The 21,210-nt window shown below is 43.0% G+C and carries 18 protein-coding genes; 11 read left to right on the top strand and 7 right to left on the bottom strand.

Annotated elements, in window-relative coordinates:
* The first annotated feature begins 44 nt into the window (after positions 1 to 44).
* The 3 genes from mdh to dld all read left to right on the top strand — a co-directional run bounded on the left by mdh (position 45) and on the right by dld (position 3,399).
* Positions 45 to 1,217 (top strand): iron-dependent methanol dehydrogenase, encoded by a 1,173-nt coding sequence (mdh, locus tag RTL34_RS00630; protein ID WP_312113773.1) that lies wholly within the window; start codon positions 45 to 47, stop codon positions 1,215 to 1,217.
* Between the two features lie 141 nt (positions 1,218 to 1,358).
* Positions 1,359 to 1,658 carry a hypothetical protein gene (locus RTL34_RS00625; protein ID WP_312113772.1) on the top strand — a complete coding sequence of 100 codons (300 nt, stop codon included), beginning with the start codon at positions 1,359 to 1,361 and terminating at the stop codon, positions 1,656 to 1,658.
* Between the two features lie 37 nt (positions 1,659 to 1,695).
* Positions 1,696 to 3,399: a D-lactate dehydrogenase gene (dld, locus tag RTL34_RS00620; protein WP_312113771.1), complete on the top strand. Its 1,704-nt coding sequence runs from the start codon at positions 1,696 to 1,698 to the stop codon at positions 3,397 to 3,399.
* A 240-nt stretch (positions 3,400 to 3,639) separates the two neighbouring features.
* Here the strand turns inward: dld and metF are convergent, their stop codons facing one another.
* Positions 3,640 to 4,491 carry a methylenetetrahydrofolate reductase [NAD(P)H] gene (metF, locus tag RTL34_RS00615; protein ID WP_312113769.1) on the bottom strand — a complete coding sequence of 284 codons (852 nt, stop codon included), beginning with the start codon at positions 4,489 to 4,491 and terminating at the stop codon, positions 3,640 to 3,642.
* A gap of 157 nt (positions 4,492 to 4,648) precedes the next feature.
* Entirely contained in the window at positions 4,649 to 6,037 is a 1,389-nt protein-coding gene (gene ahcY / locus RTL34_RS00610) for an adenosylhomocysteinase (protein WP_312114229.1), read from the bottom strand.
* Positions 6,038 to 6,537: 500 nt separating this feature from the next.
* On the opposite strand from ahcY, the gene RTL34_RS00605 reads away from it, so the two are divergent.
* A complete protein-coding gene (locus RTL34_RS00605) occupies positions 6,538 to 7,347 on the top strand; it encodes a hypothetical protein (protein ID WP_312113767.1) in 810 nt (269 codons plus the stop codon).
* Between the two features lie 65 nt (positions 7,348 to 7,412).
* Here the strand turns inward: RTL34_RS00605 and RTL34_RS00600 are convergent, their stop codons facing one another.
* Complete coding sequence (locus tag RTL34_RS00600) at positions 7,413 to 7,883, bottom strand: Lrp/AsnC family transcriptional regulator (protein WP_065263477.1); 471 nt, start codon at positions 7,881 to 7,883, stop codon at positions 7,413 to 7,415.
* A 164-nt stretch (positions 7,884 to 8,047) separates the two neighbouring features.
* Between RTL34_RS00600 and leuA the strand changes: the two genes are divergently transcribed.
* The 5 genes from leuA to RTL34_RS00575 all read left to right on the top strand — a co-directional run bounded on the left by leuA (position 8,048) and on the right by RTL34_RS00575 (position 13,075).
* Complete coding sequence (gene leuA, locus RTL34_RS00595) at positions 8,048 to 9,778, top strand: 2-isopropylmalate synthase (protein ID WP_312113765.1); 1,731 nt, start codon at positions 8,048 to 8,050, stop codon at positions 9,776 to 9,778.
* A gap of 206 nt (positions 9,779 to 9,984) precedes the next feature.
* Complete coding sequence (locus tag RTL34_RS00590) at positions 9,985 to 10,305, top strand: YcgL domain-containing protein (protein WP_312114226.1); 321 nt, start codon at positions 9,985 to 9,987, stop codon at positions 10,303 to 10,305.
* A 66-nt stretch (positions 10,306 to 10,371) separates the two neighbouring features.
* Positions 10,372 to 10,827 (top strand): resolvase, encoded by a 456-nt coding sequence (locus RTL34_RS00585; RefSeq protein ID WP_076774248.1) that lies wholly within the window; start codon positions 10,372 to 10,374, stop codon positions 10,825 to 10,827.
* Positions 10,828 to 10,975: 148 nt separating this feature from the next.
* Complete coding sequence (locus tag RTL34_RS00580) at positions 10,976 to 11,878, top strand: AAA family ATPase (protein ID WP_312113764.1); 903 nt, start codon at positions 10,976 to 10,978, stop codon at positions 11,876 to 11,878.
* 9 nt (positions 11,879 to 11,887) lie between these two features.
* A complete protein-coding gene (locus tag RTL34_RS00575; protein ID WP_312113762.1) occupies positions 11,888 to 13,075 on the top strand; it encodes a vWA domain-containing protein in 1,188 nt (395 codons plus the stop codon).
* Positions 13,076 to 13,188: 113 nt separating this feature from the next.
* Here the strand turns inward: RTL34_RS00575 and RTL34_RS00570 are convergent, their stop codons facing one another.
* Both RTL34_RS00570 and rodA read right to left on the bottom strand, forming a co-directional pair.
* Positions 13,189 to 13,773, bottom strand: coding sequence for a septal ring lytic transglycosylase RlpA family protein (locus tag RTL34_RS00570; RefSeq protein ID WP_099833790.1), 585 nt, complete (start codon positions 13,771 to 13,773; stop codon positions 13,189 to 13,191).
* A gap of 426 nt (positions 13,774 to 14,199) precedes the next feature.
* The gene (gene rodA / locus RTL34_RS00565; protein WP_203171722.1) at positions 14,200 to 15,345 is read right to left on the bottom strand and encodes a rod shape-determining protein RodA; all 1,146 of its coding nucleotides are present in this window, start codon (positions 15,343 to 15,345) and stop codon (positions 14,200 to 14,202) included.
* A gap of 337 nt (positions 15,346 to 15,682) precedes the next feature.
* Here rodA and RTL34_RS00560 point away from each other — a divergent pair, with 337 nt between their 5' ends.
* Positions 15,683 to 16,621 (top strand): D-Ala-D-Ala carboxypeptidase family metallohydrolase, encoded by a 939-nt coding sequence (locus RTL34_RS00560; RefSeq protein ID WP_312113758.1) that lies wholly within the window; start codon positions 15,683 to 15,685, stop codon positions 16,619 to 16,621.
* Positions 16,622 to 16,653: 32 nt separating this feature from the next.
* Here RTL34_RS00560 and RTL34_RS00555 read toward each other — a convergent pair whose 3' ends face one another.
* Positions 16,654 to 18,126: a M16 family metallopeptidase gene (locus RTL34_RS00555; protein ID WP_312113756.1), complete on the bottom strand. Its 1,473-nt coding sequence runs from the start codon at positions 18,124 to 18,126 to the stop codon at positions 16,654 to 16,656.
* Positions 18,127 to 18,223: 97 nt separating this feature from the next.
* Positions 18,224 to 19,738 carry a M16 family metallopeptidase gene (locus tag RTL34_RS00550; protein WP_312113754.1) on the bottom strand — a complete coding sequence of 505 codons (1,515 nt, stop codon included), beginning with the start codon at positions 19,736 to 19,738 and terminating at the stop codon, positions 18,224 to 18,226.
* Between the two features lie 313 nt (positions 19,739 to 20,051).
* On the opposite strand from RTL34_RS00550, the gene ftsY reads away from it, so the two are divergent.
* Positions 20,052 to 21,209 carry a signal recognition particle-docking protein FtsY gene (ftsY, locus tag RTL34_RS00545; protein ID WP_060995291.1) on the top strand — a complete coding sequence of 386 codons (1,158 nt, stop codon included), beginning with the start codon at positions 20,052 to 20,054 and terminating at the stop codon, positions 21,207 to 21,209.
* Position 21,210: the final 1 nt, after the last annotated feature.

Here is a 21,210-nt window from a genome sequence, read left to right as displayed (position 1 = left end):
ATTACTATAGACCCCTAACATAAAAGATTAAAAGGAATTTAATCATGGCTTATAAGCAAATCTCCGATCAAACCAGTGGCTTTTTTATTCCCTGTGTATCATTATTTGGACCTGGCTGTGTCAAAGAAGTGGGCTCAAAAGCCAAAGATCTAGGTGCTAAAAAAGCGCTTATTGTAACTGACCAAGGGCTGAACAAAGCAGGTGTTCCAGACATCATCATTAAACATTTAAGCGAACAAGGTATTGATAGCTACGTATTTGCAGGCGCAGAGCCAAATCCAACTGACAAAAATGTCCACGATGGCGTCACAGCGTATCAGGATAACGGCTGTGATTTTATCATCTCATTGGGTGGTGGTTCGTCACATGACTGTGCAAAAGGGATTGGTCTAGTGACGGCAGGCGGTGGTCATATCCGTAACTATGAAGGTATTGATAAAAGTAAAGTGCCAATGACACCATTGATTGCTATCAATACCACTGCAGGAACGGCATCAGAGATGACACGTTTTTGTATTATCACCAATACCGATACCCACGTCAAAATGGCGATTGTAGATTGGCGTTGTACCCCACTCATTGCTATTGATGACCCTCGACTGATGACTGCAAAACCTGCATCTTTAACTGCGGCAACAGGTATGGATGCGCTAACCCATGCGGTAGAGGCGTATGTATCGACTGCTGCAAATCCGATTACAGATGCTTGTGCTGAAAAAGCCATTCGAATGATTCAACAATGGTTGCGTCAAGCAGTAGCGAATGGCGAAAACATTGAAGCGCGTGAGGCTATGAGCTACGCCCAATACTTAGCAGGCATGGCGTTTAATAACGCCTCGCTAGGCTATGTACATGCAATGGCGCACCAGTTAGGTGGATTCTACAATCTGCCACATGGTGTCTGTAATGCGATTTTGTTACCGCACGTCTGTGAATTTAACCTGATTTCAACACCTGAGCGTTATGCAGATATTGCAGAATTTATGGGCATTGACATCAAAGGCATGACTCGAGCAGAAGCAGGTAAGGCAGGCATCAATGCAATTCGTGAGCTATCCCAATCGGTAGGTATTCCTACGGGACTTACTGAACTTGGTGTTAAACAAGAAGACCTTGCCATCATGGCAACCAATGCCCAGAACGATGCTTGTATGCTCACCAACCCACGTAAGGCAAATCATGAACAGGTCGTAGCAATCTTCGCAGCTGCGATGTAACATTGTAACAATCTAACATCAAACTAAAACAGACTCACAGCAGTGAAAAAGGGGACTTTAATAGTCTCCTTTTACATTGAGCGCTGATACAAAGCGCATAAATTTTTGCGTAAATTGATTAAAATATAGTAGCATAAAGGGATGAAACAAAAACTTATCACTCGCTTATACCATTGCCAATGCTTACTGCTAACCCAAGAAAGCTACCCACTTAGTCACTATGCCAAGCCTCATCTAGCAAAAAATCTGGTAGCAAAAAATCTCCTAATAAAAAATCTAGTACCACAAATCAGCGATAACCGCATCTACAAGCGAGCCACCGATGGTAGACGCACACTTGACCATTTTAACGCTATGCGTAGCTCTACTATCAAACACAATCCTATCTTTGATAAAACCAGACCGGTTCAACTATCAACAAGTCAATATAATCGCCAATAAAACATCATGACTCATTTAATCAATAAGGATATTTATCATGTTAAAACAGTATAAGCCGACACTCGATAAATTAGCGAAGATCGTAGGGAAGTCTCATGTACTCATCGATGAACAAGATACCCGTCATTATCGACAAGGCATACGTTTTGGTGAGGGAAAAGTGTTGGCTGTGGTATGTCCCGGCACCTTACTTGAACAATGGCAGGCACTACAAACAATTATTGAGGCAGATTGTGTGGTAATTATGCAAGCCGCCAATACAGGACTGACAGGCGGCTCTACTCCTTATGGGGATGAATATGATCGTCCAGTCATCATTATGAGTACTCGGCGCCTACAAGGTATCCAAGTGATTTTAGATGGCAAACAAGTGGTGTGTTTACCCGGCGCTACTTTGGATAATCTTGAACGTACTTTAAAGCCTTATAATCGTGAACCGCATTCTGTGATTGGGTCATCATGTATTGGCGCATCAGTTTTAGGTGGGGTGTGTAACAACTCAGGGGGCGCACTGGTACGTCGTGGACCTGCTTATACTGAAATGGCGTTGTATGCGCGTGTCAATGAATCGGGTAAGTTAGAATTGATTAATCATCTAGGTATTGATTTAGGCAACACGGCCGAAGAAATACTCACCAGACTGCAAAAACAAGACTATGAAACCGGTCAGATAACCACGCAAACCACTCAGCTAGCATCAGACAATCGTTACGCGCATGACGTTAAGCAAGTCGATGCAGACAGTCCTGCTAGATTTAATGCAGATCCGACACGATTATATGAAGCATCGGGTTCAGCGGGTAAAGTCTGTGTGTTTGCGGTACGACTCGATACCTTTGAAAAAGTTGAGAGTAAGGTTTTTTATATCGGCTCAAATGACCATGATGACTTAACGGCGATACGTCGTTATTTGCTGACATCACTACCCAGCTTGCCGATTGCTGGGGAATATATTCATCGTGATGCCTTTAGTATTGGTGCAAAGTATGGCAAAGACACTTTCTTGTTTATTGAGCGTTTTGGCACGGTGAATATACCCAGAGCATTAGCACTCAAAGATCGCATTGACGGGTGGTTAGAGAAAATCAAGATACGGGGTTTGACTGATCAAATTTTACAAGCTATTACCTTTTTCTTACCCAGTCATTTACCGCAGCGCATGCTAGCGTTTCATCAGCGTTTTGAGCATCATTTGATTCTACGAGTAGATGAGCAAAGCGCAGAACAGACACAGCAGTTTTTAAATGAGTATTTTGCCGTTCATTCTACTGGCTCGTATTTTGCCTGTACGGAGGAAGAAGGTCGCAAAGCTTTCTTACACCGTTTTGCTGTTGCCGGGGCGGCGATACGATATCGTGATACCCACCGAGCAGAGGTTGAGGATATTGTGGCATTGGATATTGCGTTACGACGTAACGATAGAGAATGGGTAGAAAAAATCCCAGCAGATCTCGAACAACATATGTTACATAAATTATATTATGGGCACTTTTTTTGTCATGTATTTCATCAAGATTACATTGTCAAAAAAGGCACTAATCCACTGGATATTGAACATCAGATGTGGCAGCTGCTAGACGAGCGTAGAGCAGAATATCCCGCAGAACACAATGTGGGTCATTTATATGTTGCTAAGCCAGCATTAGCCAATTTTTATCGCAAGCTAGACCCTACCAACACCTTTAATGTGGGAATTGGTCACACTTCAAAGTTAAAATATTGGCGCAAACCTAACGTATGAAGACATTTAACTAGGCAAGCATAATTAGGTAAGCATCCGACTATCAGGGCAATCGCACTATAAAATTTTATCGAACAGTAACCGCTCAAGATAAACTGTTCCAGATAAATTGTTTAAGATAAGCGTTATCTTGCGATGCCCCAATTTTACGATGTTGAACAGACAGTTTAACATCGCCATTATCATTTTTTTGTTTAGTGGCAGGTTTACTGCCAGATAGTGGGTAAGGTCTATCCGCAATTAAACCAATCCAAGCGCTTCAATCAGTTGTTTATTTGGGTTGACTTGGTTCATGCTGTAAAAATGCATTGACGGCACGCCTTCGGCAATCAAACGCTCACATAGATTGACCACCACTTCAAACCCAAATTGACGAATGGCTTTTTTGTCATCGCTATAGTCGGCAAGCTGTTTACGGATAAAACGTGGAATATCTGCCCCACAGCCATCGGCAAATCGAATCAAATTTGACGCATTGGTGATGGGCATAATGCCTGCGATAATCGGGAACTCATCTTGTGTCACCCCTTTTTTGGCAAGGGCATCACGCAGATATAGATAGCTGTCAGCGTTGTAGAAAAACTGGGTAATCGCTTCAGTCGCGCCTGCGTGGTATTTATTGAGTAAATTTTGGATATCGGCGTCAAAGCTTTTGGCTTGCGGGTGCATTTCTGGATAAGCAGCGACTTTGATACGAAAATAATCACCGCTATGCTCACGTATGTATTTAACCAAATCGACAGCAAACGGCAGCTCGCCAAGACCTACCATACCTGATGGCAAATCACCGCGCAGCGCCACCAAGCGATTAATGCCTAACGATTTATAATAATCCAATAACTCGCCAATTTTGGCTTTATCATCGCCAATGCAGGATAAATGCGGGGTAATGGGCGTGTCACTTTTTTCACTCAGTGCCTTAACAATGCCTAAGGTGCGCTCACGGGTTGACCCACCTGCGCCATACGTGACGCTAAAATATTTAGGTTTTAAAGCATTTAATTCATCAAAGGTTGTCAATAATTTGGTTTGACCGTCATCGGTCTTGGTGGGGAAAAACTCAAAAGAAAACGGCGTTGTCAGGGTGGTCATAAAAGTATCCAAAATGATAAAACATAGCACCATTATAACGGGTATAACAGTGAAAAAATTGAATTTTTTGGCATAAATATTGAGTTAAACGGCATAAAAAAGTCATGCACATGGGCATGACTTCGATTGAACCTTTAACAAATAGTATTTTCAGCTATTAGTATTTATAGCTATCAGGTTTGAAAGGACCTTCAACTGGTACACCGATATAATCGGCTTGTTGCTGCGTTAATTTAGTCAGTACCCCATTAAAGCCTGCGACCATCGCCGCTGCCACTTCTTCATCGAGTTTTTTTGGCAACACTTTGACGTATAGATTGTCCGCTTTTTTGTCCGCAGGCAAATCGGCAAATTTTTCTTTAAATAAATGCATTTGCGCCAATACTTGGTTAGCAAAAGAGCCATCCATAATACGTGATGGGTGACCTGTGGCATTGCCCAAATTGACCAAACGACCTTCCGACAATAAAAGCAAGTAATCGTTTTCATCTTCTGAGCGATAGACTTGGTGTACTTGAGGCTTCACTTCCACCCATTTCCAGTTGTCGCGCATAAACTGGGTATCAATCTCGGTATCAAAGTGACCAATATTACAAACCACTGCGGTGGCTTTTAAGGCTTTTAACATATCGCTATTACAGACATGGTAGTTACCAGTGGTAGTGACTACCAAGTCAGTATCTTGCATAAGGGTGTTGTTGATACCTTTGGCAGGGTCGCCTTCCACAAATGGCGAGACCAATTCATAGCCATCCATACAAGCTTGCATACCACAAATTGGATCGGCTTCCGTCACTCGTACTATCATACCTTCTTGACGTAGGCTTTGAGCAGAACCTTTACCCACATCGCCATAACCGACAACAAGCGCACGACGACCCGCTAAAAGCATATCGGTACCACGTTTAATGGCATCGTTTAGGCTATGACGACAGCCATATTTGTTGTCATTTTTTGATTTGGTCACTGCGTCATTGACATTAATGGCGGGTACTTTTAGCGTGCCTGCATTGAGCATTTCAATTAGACGATGTACCCCGGTTGTTGTCTCTTCTGAGATACCGTGGATGTTGTCGAGCATTTGCGGGTAGTCGTTATGAATCAGCGCCGTCAAGTCACCGCCATCATCTAAAATAATATTGGCATCCCACAGCTTGCCCGTGGCTTCACCGCCTTCAAAAATCTGCTGGCGAAGACACCATTCGTATTCTTCCTCAGTTTCGCCTTTCCAAGCAAACACAGGAATACCGGCTGCTGCAATGGCGGCAGCGGCATGGTCTTGGGTTGAAAAAATATTACAAGAAGTCCAGCGTACTTCAGCACCCAGCGCCACGAGCGTTTCAATGAGGACAGCCGTTTGGATGGTCATGTGGATACAACCCACAATCTTGGCGCCTTTTAAAGGCTGCTCGGCTTGGTAGCGCTGGCGTAAGCCCATCAAAGCAGGCATTTCAGTTTCGGCCAGTTTGATTTCTTTGCGACCGTAGTCGGCAAGGCTAATATCGGCAACTTTATAATCAGAAAAATTTGAATCGGTAGAATTGATAGACAGGGACACTGCGTCCACTCCTTAATAACCAGTAAAAAAAGTTAAAGTAAAAACGCAGATGCCGTTATTTATTTTGGATTTATTTTGGTTAAAATACAAAAAACGAGCCTAGCGCAGGCAAGCAAATATAAATTAAGCGAACCTTAAGCTGCAGCATCTCTCGATAGGTGTATTGTAAAAAAAATTAACATAAAAGTCATTCTCTTAATTGCAACATCAACTTAAGTCTTTTAAAAAAGCAACATTAAGTCTTTTAAAAAAGCAACATTTTTGATAAAATATTACACTTCATCCTATGTAATTACATAAACATATAGAAAAGTTATACAAAATTAAAAGACATTGCTGAAAAATTACGTTTTAATATACCTAAGAGAAACGTAACAAAATATGTCAACTAATTTACTTTTTCTTTATATGTCATTCGTCGCTTGAAAGTCTTTTAGATTTTTAAGAGAAATGGTAAATTTACTTTATCCTGTCCTTAGGAGATTTATATGAAAGTTTTGAAATTAGCTGCTATTCCTGCTGCTTTAATCGCAACTTCTGCTTTTGCTGAAACTGTCGTTGTTGATCAACAAATTGTTGCAGAGCCGGTTGCCGTATCTACTACCACTTACGATCCAAACGCAGGTGTAGTAAGAAACACAACAACTCAATTGGTTACTGGTACTAGAACGTTTTTTGATACCGTAACAAATCCTGCTGCTATCAGTGCCGAAGTAGGTACTTTAGGTTATGGTGTCAATATTGGTTGGGCTTTAAACGATAAAACTGAACTTGTAGCTGGTTGGGCTGGTGGCGATATCGGTGATTTAAAAGACACTATCAAAATTGAAGATGTTAAATATGATTTAGAAACAGATTCAAGCAATCCGTATCTTGGTGTGAATTTACGCCCTGCTGGAAATTGGTTTACTGTGGGTGTTGGTACTATTTTTGGTGACAACGAAATCACTTTGAAAAAACAAGCAACTGAAACCAAACCAGTTAAAATCAATGGTAACACTTACTATGGTAACATTGAAGCGTCAGCTGAAAATAAAAACACTTTAAATCCATACTTAACTATCGGTTTCCGTCCTAATATCACTAATAACTTTGGTGTATTTGGTGAAATCGGTGCAGCTTATACTGGTGGCTTAAAAGTGACTGATGCTAAAACACGAGTTCTAGATGCCAATGGTGAAGAAGCTGCAGTATTTGATAATAATCGTCTAAAATCTGACTTACAACAAGATTTGGATGATTCAAATTATTCAAAATGGTATCCAATCGCTAAAATCGGTGCAACTTACCGTTTCTAATTTCAGTCAATTACTAAAAAAGATACTCATTCGTGGGTATCTTTTTTTATATGATTAATACAGCATCATATAGTATCTGTGATAACGGGAAGAGAAAATACCTCTCGTAATTCAAAACTGGTATGCACTTGTGCGATACCTTCGATACGGTTTAGACGATGCAATAAAAATTCTTCATAATGCGCCATATCTTTGACCAAAGCTTTGATAAGATAGTCTTCGCTGCGCCCTGTCACTATACTACAGCTGACCACTTCAGGAAATTCTCGTAGTTTTTTTTCAAAATTGCTAAAGCGTTCTGCCGTATGTTTATCCATGCTAATGGCAATATAGACTGACAGTTGATAGCCTAATTTTCTAGGGTCGGTGGTGACACTATAACCCGTGATCACACCGGCATCCTCTAATTGCTTGACTCTGCGCGCACAGGGGGTAGGGCTTAAGTTTACGCTTTCTGCCAATTCAAGGTTACTCATGCGTGCATTTTCTCGTAATAGCGCTAAAATTTGTCTGTCTATTTTATCTAATGAAGCCATCATAAATTCTCAATATTAGTGATTTTAACTAAACAATATAATTATAGTAGCCATAAATATCAAATTCTATGTTTTTTATAGCAAAATTTAGTTACTTCAACTACAAAAAAATGGATATAATTTCATCATAGAATTTTAAGTAAAATTAAATGTGGAGCATTAGCATGTCAATACAACCCAAAAATACGGCTTTTAATCATAAAAAATACCAACCCTTTGCATTTGCACCAAAGATGACCCAGCGTACTTGGCCCGATAAAACGATCACCAAAGCGCCCATATGGACGTCGGTGGATTTGCGAGATGGTAACCAAGCCTTGATTGAGCCGATGAGCATTGAACAAAAAATGCGCTTCTTTGATTTGTTGGTGCAAGTGGGGTTTAAAGAAATTGAGATTGGTTTTCCCTCAGCCGCGCAGGTTGAATATGACTTTACCCGCAAATTGATCGAAGGCGGACACGTACCCGACGATGTGACCTTGCAAGTATTGGTGCAAGCACGCGAACATTTGATTCGCCGTACTTTTGAGTCGTTAAAAGGTGCCAAACGTGCCATCGTCCACGTGTATAACTCAACCTCAAAAGTGCAACGTGAAAAAGTGTATCAAAAAGATTATGATGACATCATTGCGATTGCGGTTGAAGGCGCGACATTGTTGCGTGATTTGGCGAAAGAATACCCTGAAACCGAATGGATTTTTGAATATTCCCCTGAAAGTTTCTCACAAACCGAGGTCGATTTTTCGGTCAAAATCTGTGATGAAGTGTGTAAAGTTTGGCGCCCGGACTTAGGCCAGAAGGTAATCTTTAACTTGCCATCAACAGTAGAAAGCTCAACGCCCAATATCTATGCCGATCAGATTGAATATTTTTGCCAAAACTTACCCATGCGTGAGCATGTGATTGTGAGCCTTCACACCCATAATGACCGTGGCTGTGCCGTGGCTGCCAGTGAGTTGGGTTTGATGGCAGGGGCTGACCGTATTGAAGGCACGCTTTTTGGCAATGGCGAGCGCACAGGCAATATGGACATCATGGTCATGGCGATGAATATGTATAGCCAAGGCGTAGACCCACAGCTTGATTTTAGTAACATGAGCGAAATCGCCCAAGTGGTAAGCGAGTGCAATCAGTTGCCGATTCATCCACGCCATCCTTATGTGGGCGAGTTGGTATTTACCGCTTTTAGTGGCTCGCACCAAGATGCCATCAAAAAATCGCTAGATTATAATGAGCAAAATGCCGAAACCACCCAAGGCTTGTGGGATGTGGCGTACTTGCCAATTGATCCTGCTCATATCGGACGCGGCTATCAGGATGTCGTACGTATCAATAGCCAGTCAGGGAAAGGCGGTGTTGCTTATATCTTGCAACGTGACTTTGGCTTTCATTTGCCACGTTGGACGCAAATTGACTTTAGCCGTGTTATTCAGCAAGAAGCCGAAAGCCGCCAGACAGAGTTGACATCAGATGATGTCATTAGCGTGTTTGAAAACACCTATTTGAACCAATCTACTTTGGCATTGCAAGATTATGAAATCAAAAACACGGCTGGCTCAGTAAGCTTTGCAGGCTCTGTGCGCATGGGGGATGATATCATAGACGTCGTTGGTAATGGCAATGGTCCGTTGTCTGCCTTTATCAATGCCATCTCCGCCAAATTGAACAAAAATATTCACGTTATCAACTATGCAGAACATGCGTTAACGGTTGAAAGTCAAAGCCCGCTCACCCAAAATAACAGTGATGCCAATGCCGTTGCTTACTTACAGTTGAATATTGAAGGTGAGATTTATTCAGGTATCGGCACTTGCTCAAGCACTGTATCAGCCATGTTAAAAGCCGCATTGTCTGCGTTGGCACAAGCGCAGATTGCCGATACTGAGCATCATTAATTAGCTTTTATAAAGCGCAAATTTATCAGTAGCTTTTATCCCCAAAAGAGCAATTGCCCTAGTTGCTCTTTTTTTATGGGCTAACATGTGAAATGCCTAGATTAATAGTAAACAGGGCTAATAGCAAAAGGGGTGCAATTCCAGACATACTATTTTATGGTATGATAGAGGCACTTTAAATTTTACAGTAATAATAGAGTTGTATGATGCATTGCGATATTTATAAATTTAGCAAAAAAGATGACCTGTATGTGTACATTGCTCGTCCAAATTATCCCAATGACACTGACGAGATTCGTGATTGGTTGTCAGTGTTACCCAAGGATTTTCGCCAAGCGATTGGACGCGAAACCTTTGTGATGCATTTGGATTTGACGAATACGACAAAGCTTGCACGAGTCAATAAAGCAGAAGTGTTAGAAAAACTGCAAAGTCAGGGGTATTTTGTGCAAATGCCGCCTGAAGATGTGCTGTTACGCCAAGCAAAATTGAATATGGCAGAAGCGCAGCAGAACAAGTGGCAGTAGCAAAATTTTAACAAAATGAGTTGAATCATGCTAAAATAATCTATCTATTTTTGGCAAGGCAAAATTATGTTTGCATTTTTATCACTCGAGCAAATCGGTAATGTGCTAGGCGAAATCATCATTTGGTGGGCGCAGCTGGTTCAAGGTGTGCCGCCAGACAAATTACCCTTATATGCTTATGTGGGATCTTCCATTGTGGTATTACTGCTTTGGATTTTAGTGGTACGGATTTTGCCAAAAACGCTTGCAGGTTTGAGTTGGATTATTCTATTTGCGATTTTGCTCACGCCCACCACTTCCCTTGGCACCCCGCCTGACATCGCACCAGCGAGTATTTCCGTGGTGTATGGGATTTTACTCAAAGATCCAGCAATTATCTTTAATGGGTTGCTACCAATTATGGTTGTCATTACAGTGGGCTGTATTTTGGGTTTTATTTGGCAAATTCTTCGAATGGGCATCGATAAAACCAACAAAAAACATGCGCTAAATAACGCCAATATCAGCCAGCCTAGCCGCTAAGCTATGATAGTGATAAGCCAGCAAGCTGTAACCGCTTAACTTTTTATAGCTTAATCTTTTACAGCTTAACCTTTTACTTATAGCTTAACTTTCCCTAAAACTTATGATAGTCTGAAACTCATTTTTGACGATTATCATAGGTTTTTTTATGTCTGACCATCAGCCAAATGCTGCCATCCAAAACAGCGCAACCCAAAGCAGTTTTGCAAGCACCGATAGTTATATCGCCACTGACAACCTAAAACTTGCCGTCAACGCTGCGATTCGATTGCAAAAACCGTTACTCATCAAAGGGGAACCTGGCACGGGTAAAACGCTACTGGCTGAAGAAGTGGCAAAAAGTTTAGATATGCCACTGTTAACTTGGCACATCAAATCAACCACCAAAGCTGAACAAGGCTTGTATGAGTACGATGCGGTATCACGCCTGCGGGATAGTCAATTGGGCGATGACCGCGTGTATGATATTGCTAACTACATCAAGGCAGGCAAGCTATGGCAAGCATTTACCAGTCCTGAGCGTATGGTACTGCTCATTGATGAGATTGATAAAGCGGATATTGAGTTCCCTAACGACTTGCTACATGAGCTCGATAAAATGTCATTTTATGTGTATGAAACTGGCGAAACGATTACCGCCGATCATCGTCCTGTCGTTATTATCACGTCAAACAATGAAAAAGAACTGCCTGATGCCTTCTTGCGTCGTTGCTTTTTTCATTATATTGATTTTCCTGACCAAGCAACCATGCGCGAAATTGTGGATGTGCATTTCCCCAATCTACAGGCAGACTTGGTGGATGAAGCACTCAAGGTGTTCTACGGTCTGCGTGAAGTCAAAGGCTTAAAAAAACCGCCATCCACCTCTGAATTGGTAGATTGGATTAGTTTGCTGATGGCAGATGAGTTGCAAGCGGGCAGTCAAAATGCGATTGAGCGGTTGAAAAATCCAAGCGATAACTTACCGCCCATGGCGGGGGCGTTATTAAAGAATGAAAATGACTTGAGTTTACTTGAACGTATGGGCTTTATGCTGCGTCGTAGTCGATAGGGGATTGGTGTGTTTATCAATCTTTTTTACACCTTACGCACTTATGGCGTGCCTGTGACCACCCGTGAATTGCTAGACCTTTATGCTTTGCTAGAAACAGGCATTGTGTTTGCCGACCGTGAACAATTCTACGAGCTGATTCGCCTATGTATGGTCAAAGACGAAAAATACTTTGATAAATTTGACCGTGCCATGGCGGATTATTTTGAAGGTATTGATACACTCGATATCGACGAGCTGATGGCAAAATTGGGTAATATCCCCAAAGAATGGCTGGAACTTAAACTTGACCCCAACAATCTCACCGAAGCCCAGCGGCGCCTACTCAAAAAATATGGTTCGCTTGAAGCACTCATGAAAGCCCTAGAGGAACGGCTAAAAGAACAAAAAGAGCGACACCAAGGCGGTAGCAAATGGGTTGGTACAGGCGGCTCATCGCCTTTTGGTGCGTATGGCGACCATCCTGAAGGTGTACGAGTAGGGGGTGAAAGCCGAAAACGCAGCGCGGTTAAGGTGTGGGAGCAGCGCAAATACCGCGATTTGGACACGGATAACCAGTTAGAAACCCGCTCCATGCAGATGGCACTGCGAAAACTACGTAAATTCGCCCGTGATGGGGCGGCTGATGAGCTTGATATTGGCTCAACCATCAAGAAAACCGCGCAAACGGGGATGCTCGATGTGCAGCTGCGTCCCGAACGCCGCAATCGTGTCAAAGTGCTCATGCTATTTGATATCGGTGGTAGCATGGATAGCTATATCGAAGCGTGTGAGCGCTTATTTGCCGCTGCAAAAAATGAGTTTAAGACGCTTGAATTTTTTTATTTTCATAACTGCGTGTATGAGTATGTTTGGACAGAAAATGCCCGCCGTAACGCCAGCGCGGTGCCCACATTAGATGTGCTACACAAATATGGCAGTGATTATCGGGTGATTTTTGTGGGTGATGCCGCAATGTCGCCTTATGAGTTGTTATCTGTCGGCGGCAGCGTTGAGTATATGAGCCAAGATACGGGGCAGGCGTGGCTAAAACGTATCACTAACCACTTTGATAAAGTCGCATGGCTCAACCCTGAGGCACAAAGCTACTGGCAATACACGCAGACTATCGGCTTAATCAAAGATATCATGCAAGGTCATATGTACCCGATGACCTTGCATGGTATTGAAGATATGACCAAGTATTTGGCGCGGTAATATGGTTAAGTCAATTAAAAAAGCATGAATCAATTTCATGCTTTTTTTTGTGATGAACGGCTGATAGTCACTTAAAAGTTGATACTAAGCTAAAAGCTGCTAGTCAGCTAATATTAGTTTGGACCGGCCACACGCTCAATAACGACGTTGCCTGTACCCGTGCTTGCTAAGCCAATTTGTTTGGCGGCGGCATACGATAAATCTAATACGCGATGGCTTGAAAATGGACCGCGGTCATTGACTTTTACCACAACGCTTTTGCCGTTTGATTTGTTGGTCACTTTGATATAACAGTTCATTGGCAATGAGCGATGGGCAGCTGTCAACGAATTGGAATCAAAAGTATCGCCGCTAGCAGTTTTACGACCTTGAAACTGACGACCATACCAAGAGGCGACACCCGTTTGGCTAAAACGATTGACCGTATTAGATGCAACGGCAGAAAGACGCTCTAACACGTCTGCATCTTTGCTAGCTTGTGAAGTGTCTTGGCTGATAAGTTGGCTTTCTAAGGCAAGGTTGCGAGGTTGACGCGCGGATTTGACTAAGTCTGATGCATTGTTGTGCTGGCGGGTTAACTCATTAAGTACGTGATCTAAATTGCTCGTGGCTGCTTGGGTAGTTGAGCTAAGCGCCGTTACGCCACAAAAGCAAAGTAACGTCGCTACATTAGCTAAATTCGATTGACGCTTTGACATAATGACCTCTGAACAATCGCTCTTTACAATGAGCGCCTTATATTTGGGAGCCAATAAGCCTTGATATGTCATGCATACAAATCGCTTATAGGGCACCAAGAAAATTTATGAGATTTAACAATTAGTTTACAAATTTTACTTTGTTTCGGTATGTAATTGCTCAATCTTGATGACCCACAATAAGCAATTACGTGATTAAAATCACGATTTATTTAGATAAACGGTATAAAAAAATAGATAAATGGTAAAAATTATTAAGTTTTACCATAATAATTGTTTAAAACTACTCATAAAAATGATATCTTTTATGCTAACTCTTTTACGTTTTTTACATTTAAAAATACCTATTTACATAAATAGTTACATAAAAAATTGTTTATAAATAGCTTATTTACAAACAAAATAGTTTCGAAAATAGCCTAAGAGTTATTTACCATTATGCGAGGCAATTGACATCACTAAACCAAATCCTGCCATCAAAGTAATTAAAGCGGTACCGCCATAGCTGATAAATGGCAAAGGAACGCCGACCACTGGCAAAATGCCTGCCACCATGCCGGCATTTACAAACACATACACAAAAAATGACATAGCAATCGCGCCCGAGAGTAATTTGCTATAGACAGCAGTATTGGAGTAAGCAATAAATAAGGCGCGGCATAGAATACAAAAATACAGGAACATCAGTAAACTGACACCGATTAAGCCAAACTCCTCAGAAAAAGCCGCAATGATAAAATCGGTGTGACCTTCTGGTAAAAAATGTAGATGAGATTGTGTGCCTTGCAAGTAGCCTTTACCTGTGAGCCCCCCTGAGCCAATCGCGGTTTTTGACTGCATGATATTCCATCCAGCCCCCAAGGCATCGCTTTCAGGGTCTAGCAAAGTTAGGACGCGTTTGCGCTGGTAGTCGTGTAACAGGTATTCCCAAGCCACAAAAACAAAGGGAATAAACAGCGCCACCGCAGAGCCAATCATCCACCAAGGTAAACCCGACAAAAACAGCACAAATAAGCCACTAGACGCCACCAATAAAGAGGTGCCCAAGTCGGGCTGCTCAGCAATTAGCAGCACTGGAATACCAATCGCCACCAGCGTGATAAGCACTGTCGATAAACTTGGCGGCAAGTCGCGTTTGGATAAAAACCAAGCAGTGAGCATCGGCATGCCAAGCTTCATAAACTCTGACGGCTGCACACTACCAAACCCAGGAATACCAATCCAGCGCTGCGCACCCAGTCGCACCTCACCAATAATTTTGACCAGTATCAGTAACGCCACACCACCCACATAAAAAAACGGGGTAAAATCACGGTAAAGACTGGGCGGGATTTGCGCCATGACAATCATCACCACAAACGCGATGGTAAAACTAATGGTTTGACGGATGACCATTCCCATGTCTTGAGTAGAGGCACTATATAAAATGGCTAAACCAAACAAAGCTGTGACAAACAATAGCATCAATAACCAAGGGTCTAAATGCACGCGCTGCCAAAAAGAGGGTAGACTGTCATTACCAAAGTGATGAGCTTGCCTAGAAAAACGGTACTGTCCAATCTTATCTACCATACACACCAAACATCAAATTAACCCGGTGACAATAAGTCTGTAAAAAGACACAAAAATAGGCTCAATAGTTTATATGGCTTAATGTGATTTTGGTAGTCTTAATAATGTAATAGTTTATAACACTTGTTTCATAGAAATAAGTCACTATATTAAGTGAGCTATCAATTAAGCTTAATTATGTCTTAATTATGTAGTGAACATAACTATCAAGTAAAAGTTAAGTGAAAATAATTATCAAGTAGGCATGATTAGCTAAGTATATTAAGCCTACTTTTTTGACAGTTGCTCATAAGTCCGTGGTGTTTTTCCATTTTGACGAAACGTGAATAGGCAGTCCATGACACATCAAAACAAGACCAAAAATAAACCAACCATTATCGAAGATAATGCGCAAACAGCAAAGTATGGCAATATCAAAAGTGCCAAGACCAAGAATATCAACACTACCAAGACTCAGAATACCAAAACCAAGATTTTAACAGGCATTGTTGGCTCAGGGATGATAATGACATTGCTTATCGCGTGTAATCATCCGGTCACACCCATCGATAACCGAAAACCGACTACGACCATCGTTCGTCAAACCCAGCCAAACCCTAAAAATACCACTGTCACGCAGACTGACAATATGCGCGGCCTTATTCTCAACCGTCAAAACACAACCCGACCTACAACAGATTATGGCGCACTCAAAAATAGCACACGATACAATAGTAACGTTGTCTATACCAATGATGCAGATTTTAAGGATTGGTTAGCTAGCCACAGTTATCAGCAATCAGAAGTGTTGGCGTATCAAAATTACTTGCAAAGCCAATTAGGCACCATTCCGCCGATGGATCAGTTAATCGCGAGTGCCAGAGATGCGCGCCGCTGCGGTTTTGAGCCGTATGAAGTACCGCCTGCGTCACTATGGCAAAATATCGTGCCCACCCTACAAATGCTGCAGCAACTGCAAAAACAAGGTTATTTGCCGTATTCGACAGTGATACGCTCCGTGTATCGAAACCCTGCATTGAATGATTGTGCGGGCGGTGCGGGCGAGAGTAAGCACATGACCAATGGCGCGATTGATATTTGGATACCTGAAAACGAAGCCAATAAATGGGCGATAGAAAGCACCTTTGATGGGCTTTGCCAGTTTTGGCAGTCCAACGGGCAAAGCTATAATTTTGGACTTGGCTTGTATCCGACAGGCTCAGTGCATCTTGATACGCAAGGCTTTCGAAAATGGGGCGCAAGCCATAGCTCAAGCTCATCACCCTGTCGTTTTTAACCCTGTCGCAACTGTTAAGCTGTTGACATTGGCTATTTAGCGGTTTTTGTTGTGTTTGGCGTGGCGCTGCCAACCGTCACAATCAAAAACTTGTTAGGGTCAATGAGGTCTTTATAGCTTTGATTGACAGCGTTAAGGTCGGCGCGCTGTACGCGCATCACGTAATCGGTCAAGTAACTATCTGGCAGCTGATAAAACCCCATCATACCAATCGTGGAATTCATGGCGGCATTGCTAGCAAAGCTAGTTGGGAAACTGTTGATTAGACTGTCTTTGGTTAAAGCCAATTCGTTTGGCGTTACCCCTTTTTCTAGCGTATGTTTGATGACTTGCTTGGTCGCCTCAATTGCTTCTTGCGACTTTTGGTTACGGGTAGAAAAGCTAACGGTATAGCTACCTTGGGCAAGCATCGGCGTGGTGCTGCTATAAATGCCATAGGTGAGCCCGCGTTTTTTACGGATATCTTCCATCAATCTGGCTTGAAAGTTGCCGCCCCCGACGATTTCATCGGCAATGGCAAAGTTGGTTTGATGCTGCAAGCCTAAGGTATCCGCCACGCGTTTTTGACCCAATTGCCCCATCAATACGGTGGTTTGGGTGCTGTCAAATGGAATATGAATCGTTTTAGCGGCGTTCAAAGGCTTGGCATCGGCAAGCTTTAGGGCAGCTGTGCCAACGGGCATTTGAGCGGTTAGCTGATTGGCAAGCGCCCGCGCGCGCTCAAGACTGATATCGCCTGTAATAGCAATATTCGCATTCTTCGCTACCAAAAACTGCTGGCTAAAAGCTTTAAGATCGGTGGTATTAATTTTGGCAATGCTGTCTTGCGTACCTTGGGTGGGGTGGGCGTAGGGATGATTCCCGTAAAGCGCCGCAGCAAAGGCTTTGCTTGCGATGCTATCTGGGTCTTCTTTGGCCTGTTGCAGGCTAATTAAATACTGGGCTTTGGTACGTTCAAAATTTTTGTTTGGAAACGTAGGCTCGGTCATCATATCGCTCATTAAACCAAGCGCAGAGGATAAACGCGCCTCATCGGATAGACTGCGCAAACTCACGATAAACATGTCTTTATAAGCACGGGCAGATAAATCAATCCCAAGCTGCTCACTAGTCTCGGCAATCTCATCTTCACTTTTATGGCGTGTGCCCTGATCGAGCATACTCGCGGTCAGACTGGCGATCCCAAAACCGCCTTTTTTAATGGCTTCATCACGAGCCGAGCCTGCATTAAAATACACACTGACATCCACAATCGGTAAATTGTGGGTTTGTACCAAAGCGACTGGGGTACCCGAATCCGTCGTAAAGTGGATGATATCGGGTAATGTCACTTTTAACGGCGCTGTGGTTTTTAGGCTGGTTAATTTGTCTAAAGCGGCAATGGGTGCAGTGGGGTCAATATTGCCACTACTGTGAGCATCGCTATGGGTGGCAGGTTCAGCATAGCCCGCTTGCGTGGCAATGGTGGTCATTAGTAATAAGATTTTAGCTAAGCGTGATTTCATTTTTTTTCTCAAAATTCTAAGGATGGTCTGACAGCAATGTGGGCAAGTCAAGTGAGGGCAAATTAAATGAGAGCAAGTTTATTTGCCGAGTTTACAGCTATTGGGTGGGTTTGTTTGCTTTCACCACATTGAGCACGGTTAGATTGTCGTTAACCAAATATTTGTTAGCGGCGGCGTGTAAGTCACTTTCTGTGATGCCATCTAAGGTTTTGGGCAGGTTAAACACCATCCGGTCATCAAGCCCAATGCTGTTTAGACTGCCAATCATCTGCGCTTGTCCGCTGATACTATCTTGGCTATATATCAAGCTAGTCATGGTGTTGGTTTTGGCACGGGTCAGTTCACTTTGTGCAATCGGTTGGGTTTTGAGCGCGTCAATCTCAGCAATGATTGCTTGTTTGGCTTGGGCAAGTGTAACGCCGTCTCGTGGGGTGGCTTGGATTAAAAATAGCCCATCGCCCCGACTAAAGGCACTGTAACCACTACCGACTGACGCTAGTAGCTGTTTTTCCCGTACTAGGCGTTTTTCTAGGCGTGCAGATAGACCGCCATCGAGCACATCGGCTAGTAGTGATAGACTATAGGCGGTTTTGGGGTCTTTTGCTGTGGTAAGTGTTGGCACATTAAACGCCATCATGACCATAGGCACCTGTACCGGCAATTGGGTGGTTTTTTCTTGATAACCACGAAACCCTGGCTGTATCACACTGGGGCGCGTTGGCAGGGTTTGCGGTTTTTTATCGGCAAAGTATTTTTTGACTTCATTGATGGCGTTTGTGGGATTGACATCGCCCACGATTACTAAGGTCGCATTGTTGGGTGCATACCATGTTTTATACCAATCGGTTAGGTCGTTTAACCTAATGGATTCGATTTCTGCCATGGGACCAATGACCGATTCTCCTTTTGGGCTATTGGGGTAAGCCATTTTGCTAAATTGCTCATAGGCGCGGGCGTTTGGGTTATCATCGGTTCGCTGGCGGCGCTCTTCCATCACCACTTGGCGCTCAGCGGTAAAGTCGCTGTCCTTTAGCTGTAAATGGGTCATCCGATCGGCTTCAAGCTCTAGGGCGAGCGCTAAGCGATTGGCAGGGAAAATTTCATAATATGCGGTGTAGTCATAGCTGGTAAAGGCATTATTGCTACCGCCAAATTTGGCAATAAGGCGTTCAAAATCTACTGAGGACACGTTTTTTGTTCCCTTAAACATCATATGCTCAAGCAAATGTGACATACCGCCTAAGTTAGTGGGTTCATCCGCAGCACCCACGTGATACCATACTTGGCTTATCACCACAGGAGAGCGGTGATCTTCTTTGATTATCACCTTTAATCCATTATCCAGCGTATATTCATGGCGCGTTGCTGCCCTAGCGCTGTCAAAATCTGTGGGGCTCGGCGTTTGCTGGGTTGTGTCAGTTACCGCGTTAGCAGTTGGATGCGCGTTAATAGGCGTATTGGCTAAAGTCGGGGTAGTTTTAGTCGGCATGGTTTTGGCTGCGATGGTCTGCGCAGTGCTGCAACCTGATACACAGAGCGTATAGGTCAAGGCGGCAGCGAGGAGGGTAAGGTTAAAAAATGTGGGTTTTGACACAGGTTTTTGATTTAACATAGTTTCTCTTTAACTTTTAATCTGGTTTTTTTGATTGTGGGGCAATGGGGTTTGCAGGCATTATAAAAGATAAACCATGATAACGGATGTTGGCATTGATTGCTATTTGAAAGCCCATTGCACGATTAAATCTGAATAAATACCACCTGCAAATTTTTAGCGCAACAAGCTGTGAACGGATAGTTTTTTGCAAGACCATGATTAATCTGAGTGTAAGGGATTGACAGCATGTTTATTTCAAACTGCGAACAAACACTGTTATAATTTTATACATCTCAATATTTTAATGACAAATTTAACCATAGGCGATGATATGAGTAGCAACCAATTTAATAACAATGCTTCTAATAAGGTGGTAATTAATTTTAATAACCAACCGACTAATTTTGATGATGCTACGATGCCCAATCTGCCTGTGCAAGATGTGCCAATTATTGAAACGCCGCGTATCGCTGAAGCCGCCCAAACGTCAACGCTGCAAACACCTGCACCCACACAACAGCCATCTGCCAATACGGCTGAGCCAACCGCAGAACCTGAACAAAAAGGTGGCTGGTTTAGCCGCATGAAGCAAGGCTTGTCAAAAAGTCGTAAAAACTTGACCGAAGGCTTAACCAATATTTTGATTGGTGGTAAAGAAATTGATGATGAACTACTAGAAGAAGTCGAAGACCAACTGTTGGTCGCCGACATCGGTGTGAATGCCACCAATCGCATTATCAAAAACTTGACCGAAGCCACTGCCCGCGGTGATTTGATTTATTCTCATTCACTGTATAAAGCGCTGCAAAAAGAACTCACCGATATCTTGACACCCAAAGTTGCGCCACTGGTGGTGGATGCTAGCACAAAACCGTTTGTTATCTTGGTCGTGGGGGTCAATGGCGTGGGTAAAACCACCACCATCGGTAAACTTGCCAAACGTCTGCAAGGTGAAGGCAAATCAGTGATGTTAGCAGCGGGCGATACGTTTCGTGCGGCAGCCACCGAGCAATTGCAAGTTTGGGGGGAGCGCAATAATATCCCAGTTGTCGCCCAAGGTCATGGTTCAGACAGTGCCTCGGTGATTTTTGATGCCATTCAATCTGCCAAAGCCCGTGGCATTGACGTGCTGATTGCCGATACCGCAGGGCGTCTACAAAATAAAACTAATTTGATGGAAGAGCTGAAAAAAGTGATTCGCGTCATGCAAAAAGCCGATCCGACAGCGCCGCATGAATCCATGATTGTGCTCGACGCCGGTACAGGACAAAATGCCCTAAATCAAGTAGAAATCTTCAATGAAGCAGTGCCACTGACAGGCGTGACCGTCACCAAATTAGATGGCACGGCAAAAGGCGGCGTGGTATTTAATATCGCTGAAAATACCAATGTGCCGATTCGTTTTATTGGTGTGGGTGAAAAAATTGATGATTTGCGCCCATTTCAAGCCGATGATTTTGTCAAAGCGCTATTTGAAAAAGATGAATAAC

Source organism: Moraxella sp. CTOTU47915, from assembly GCF_031986685.1.
Classification (GTDB): domain Bacteria; phylum Pseudomonadota; class Gammaproteobacteria; order Pseudomonadales; family Moraxellaceae; genus Faucicola; species Faucicola tetraodonis.
Note: the sequence above shows the minus strand (reverse complement) of the source record. Positions and strands in the feature narration are given on the sequence as shown.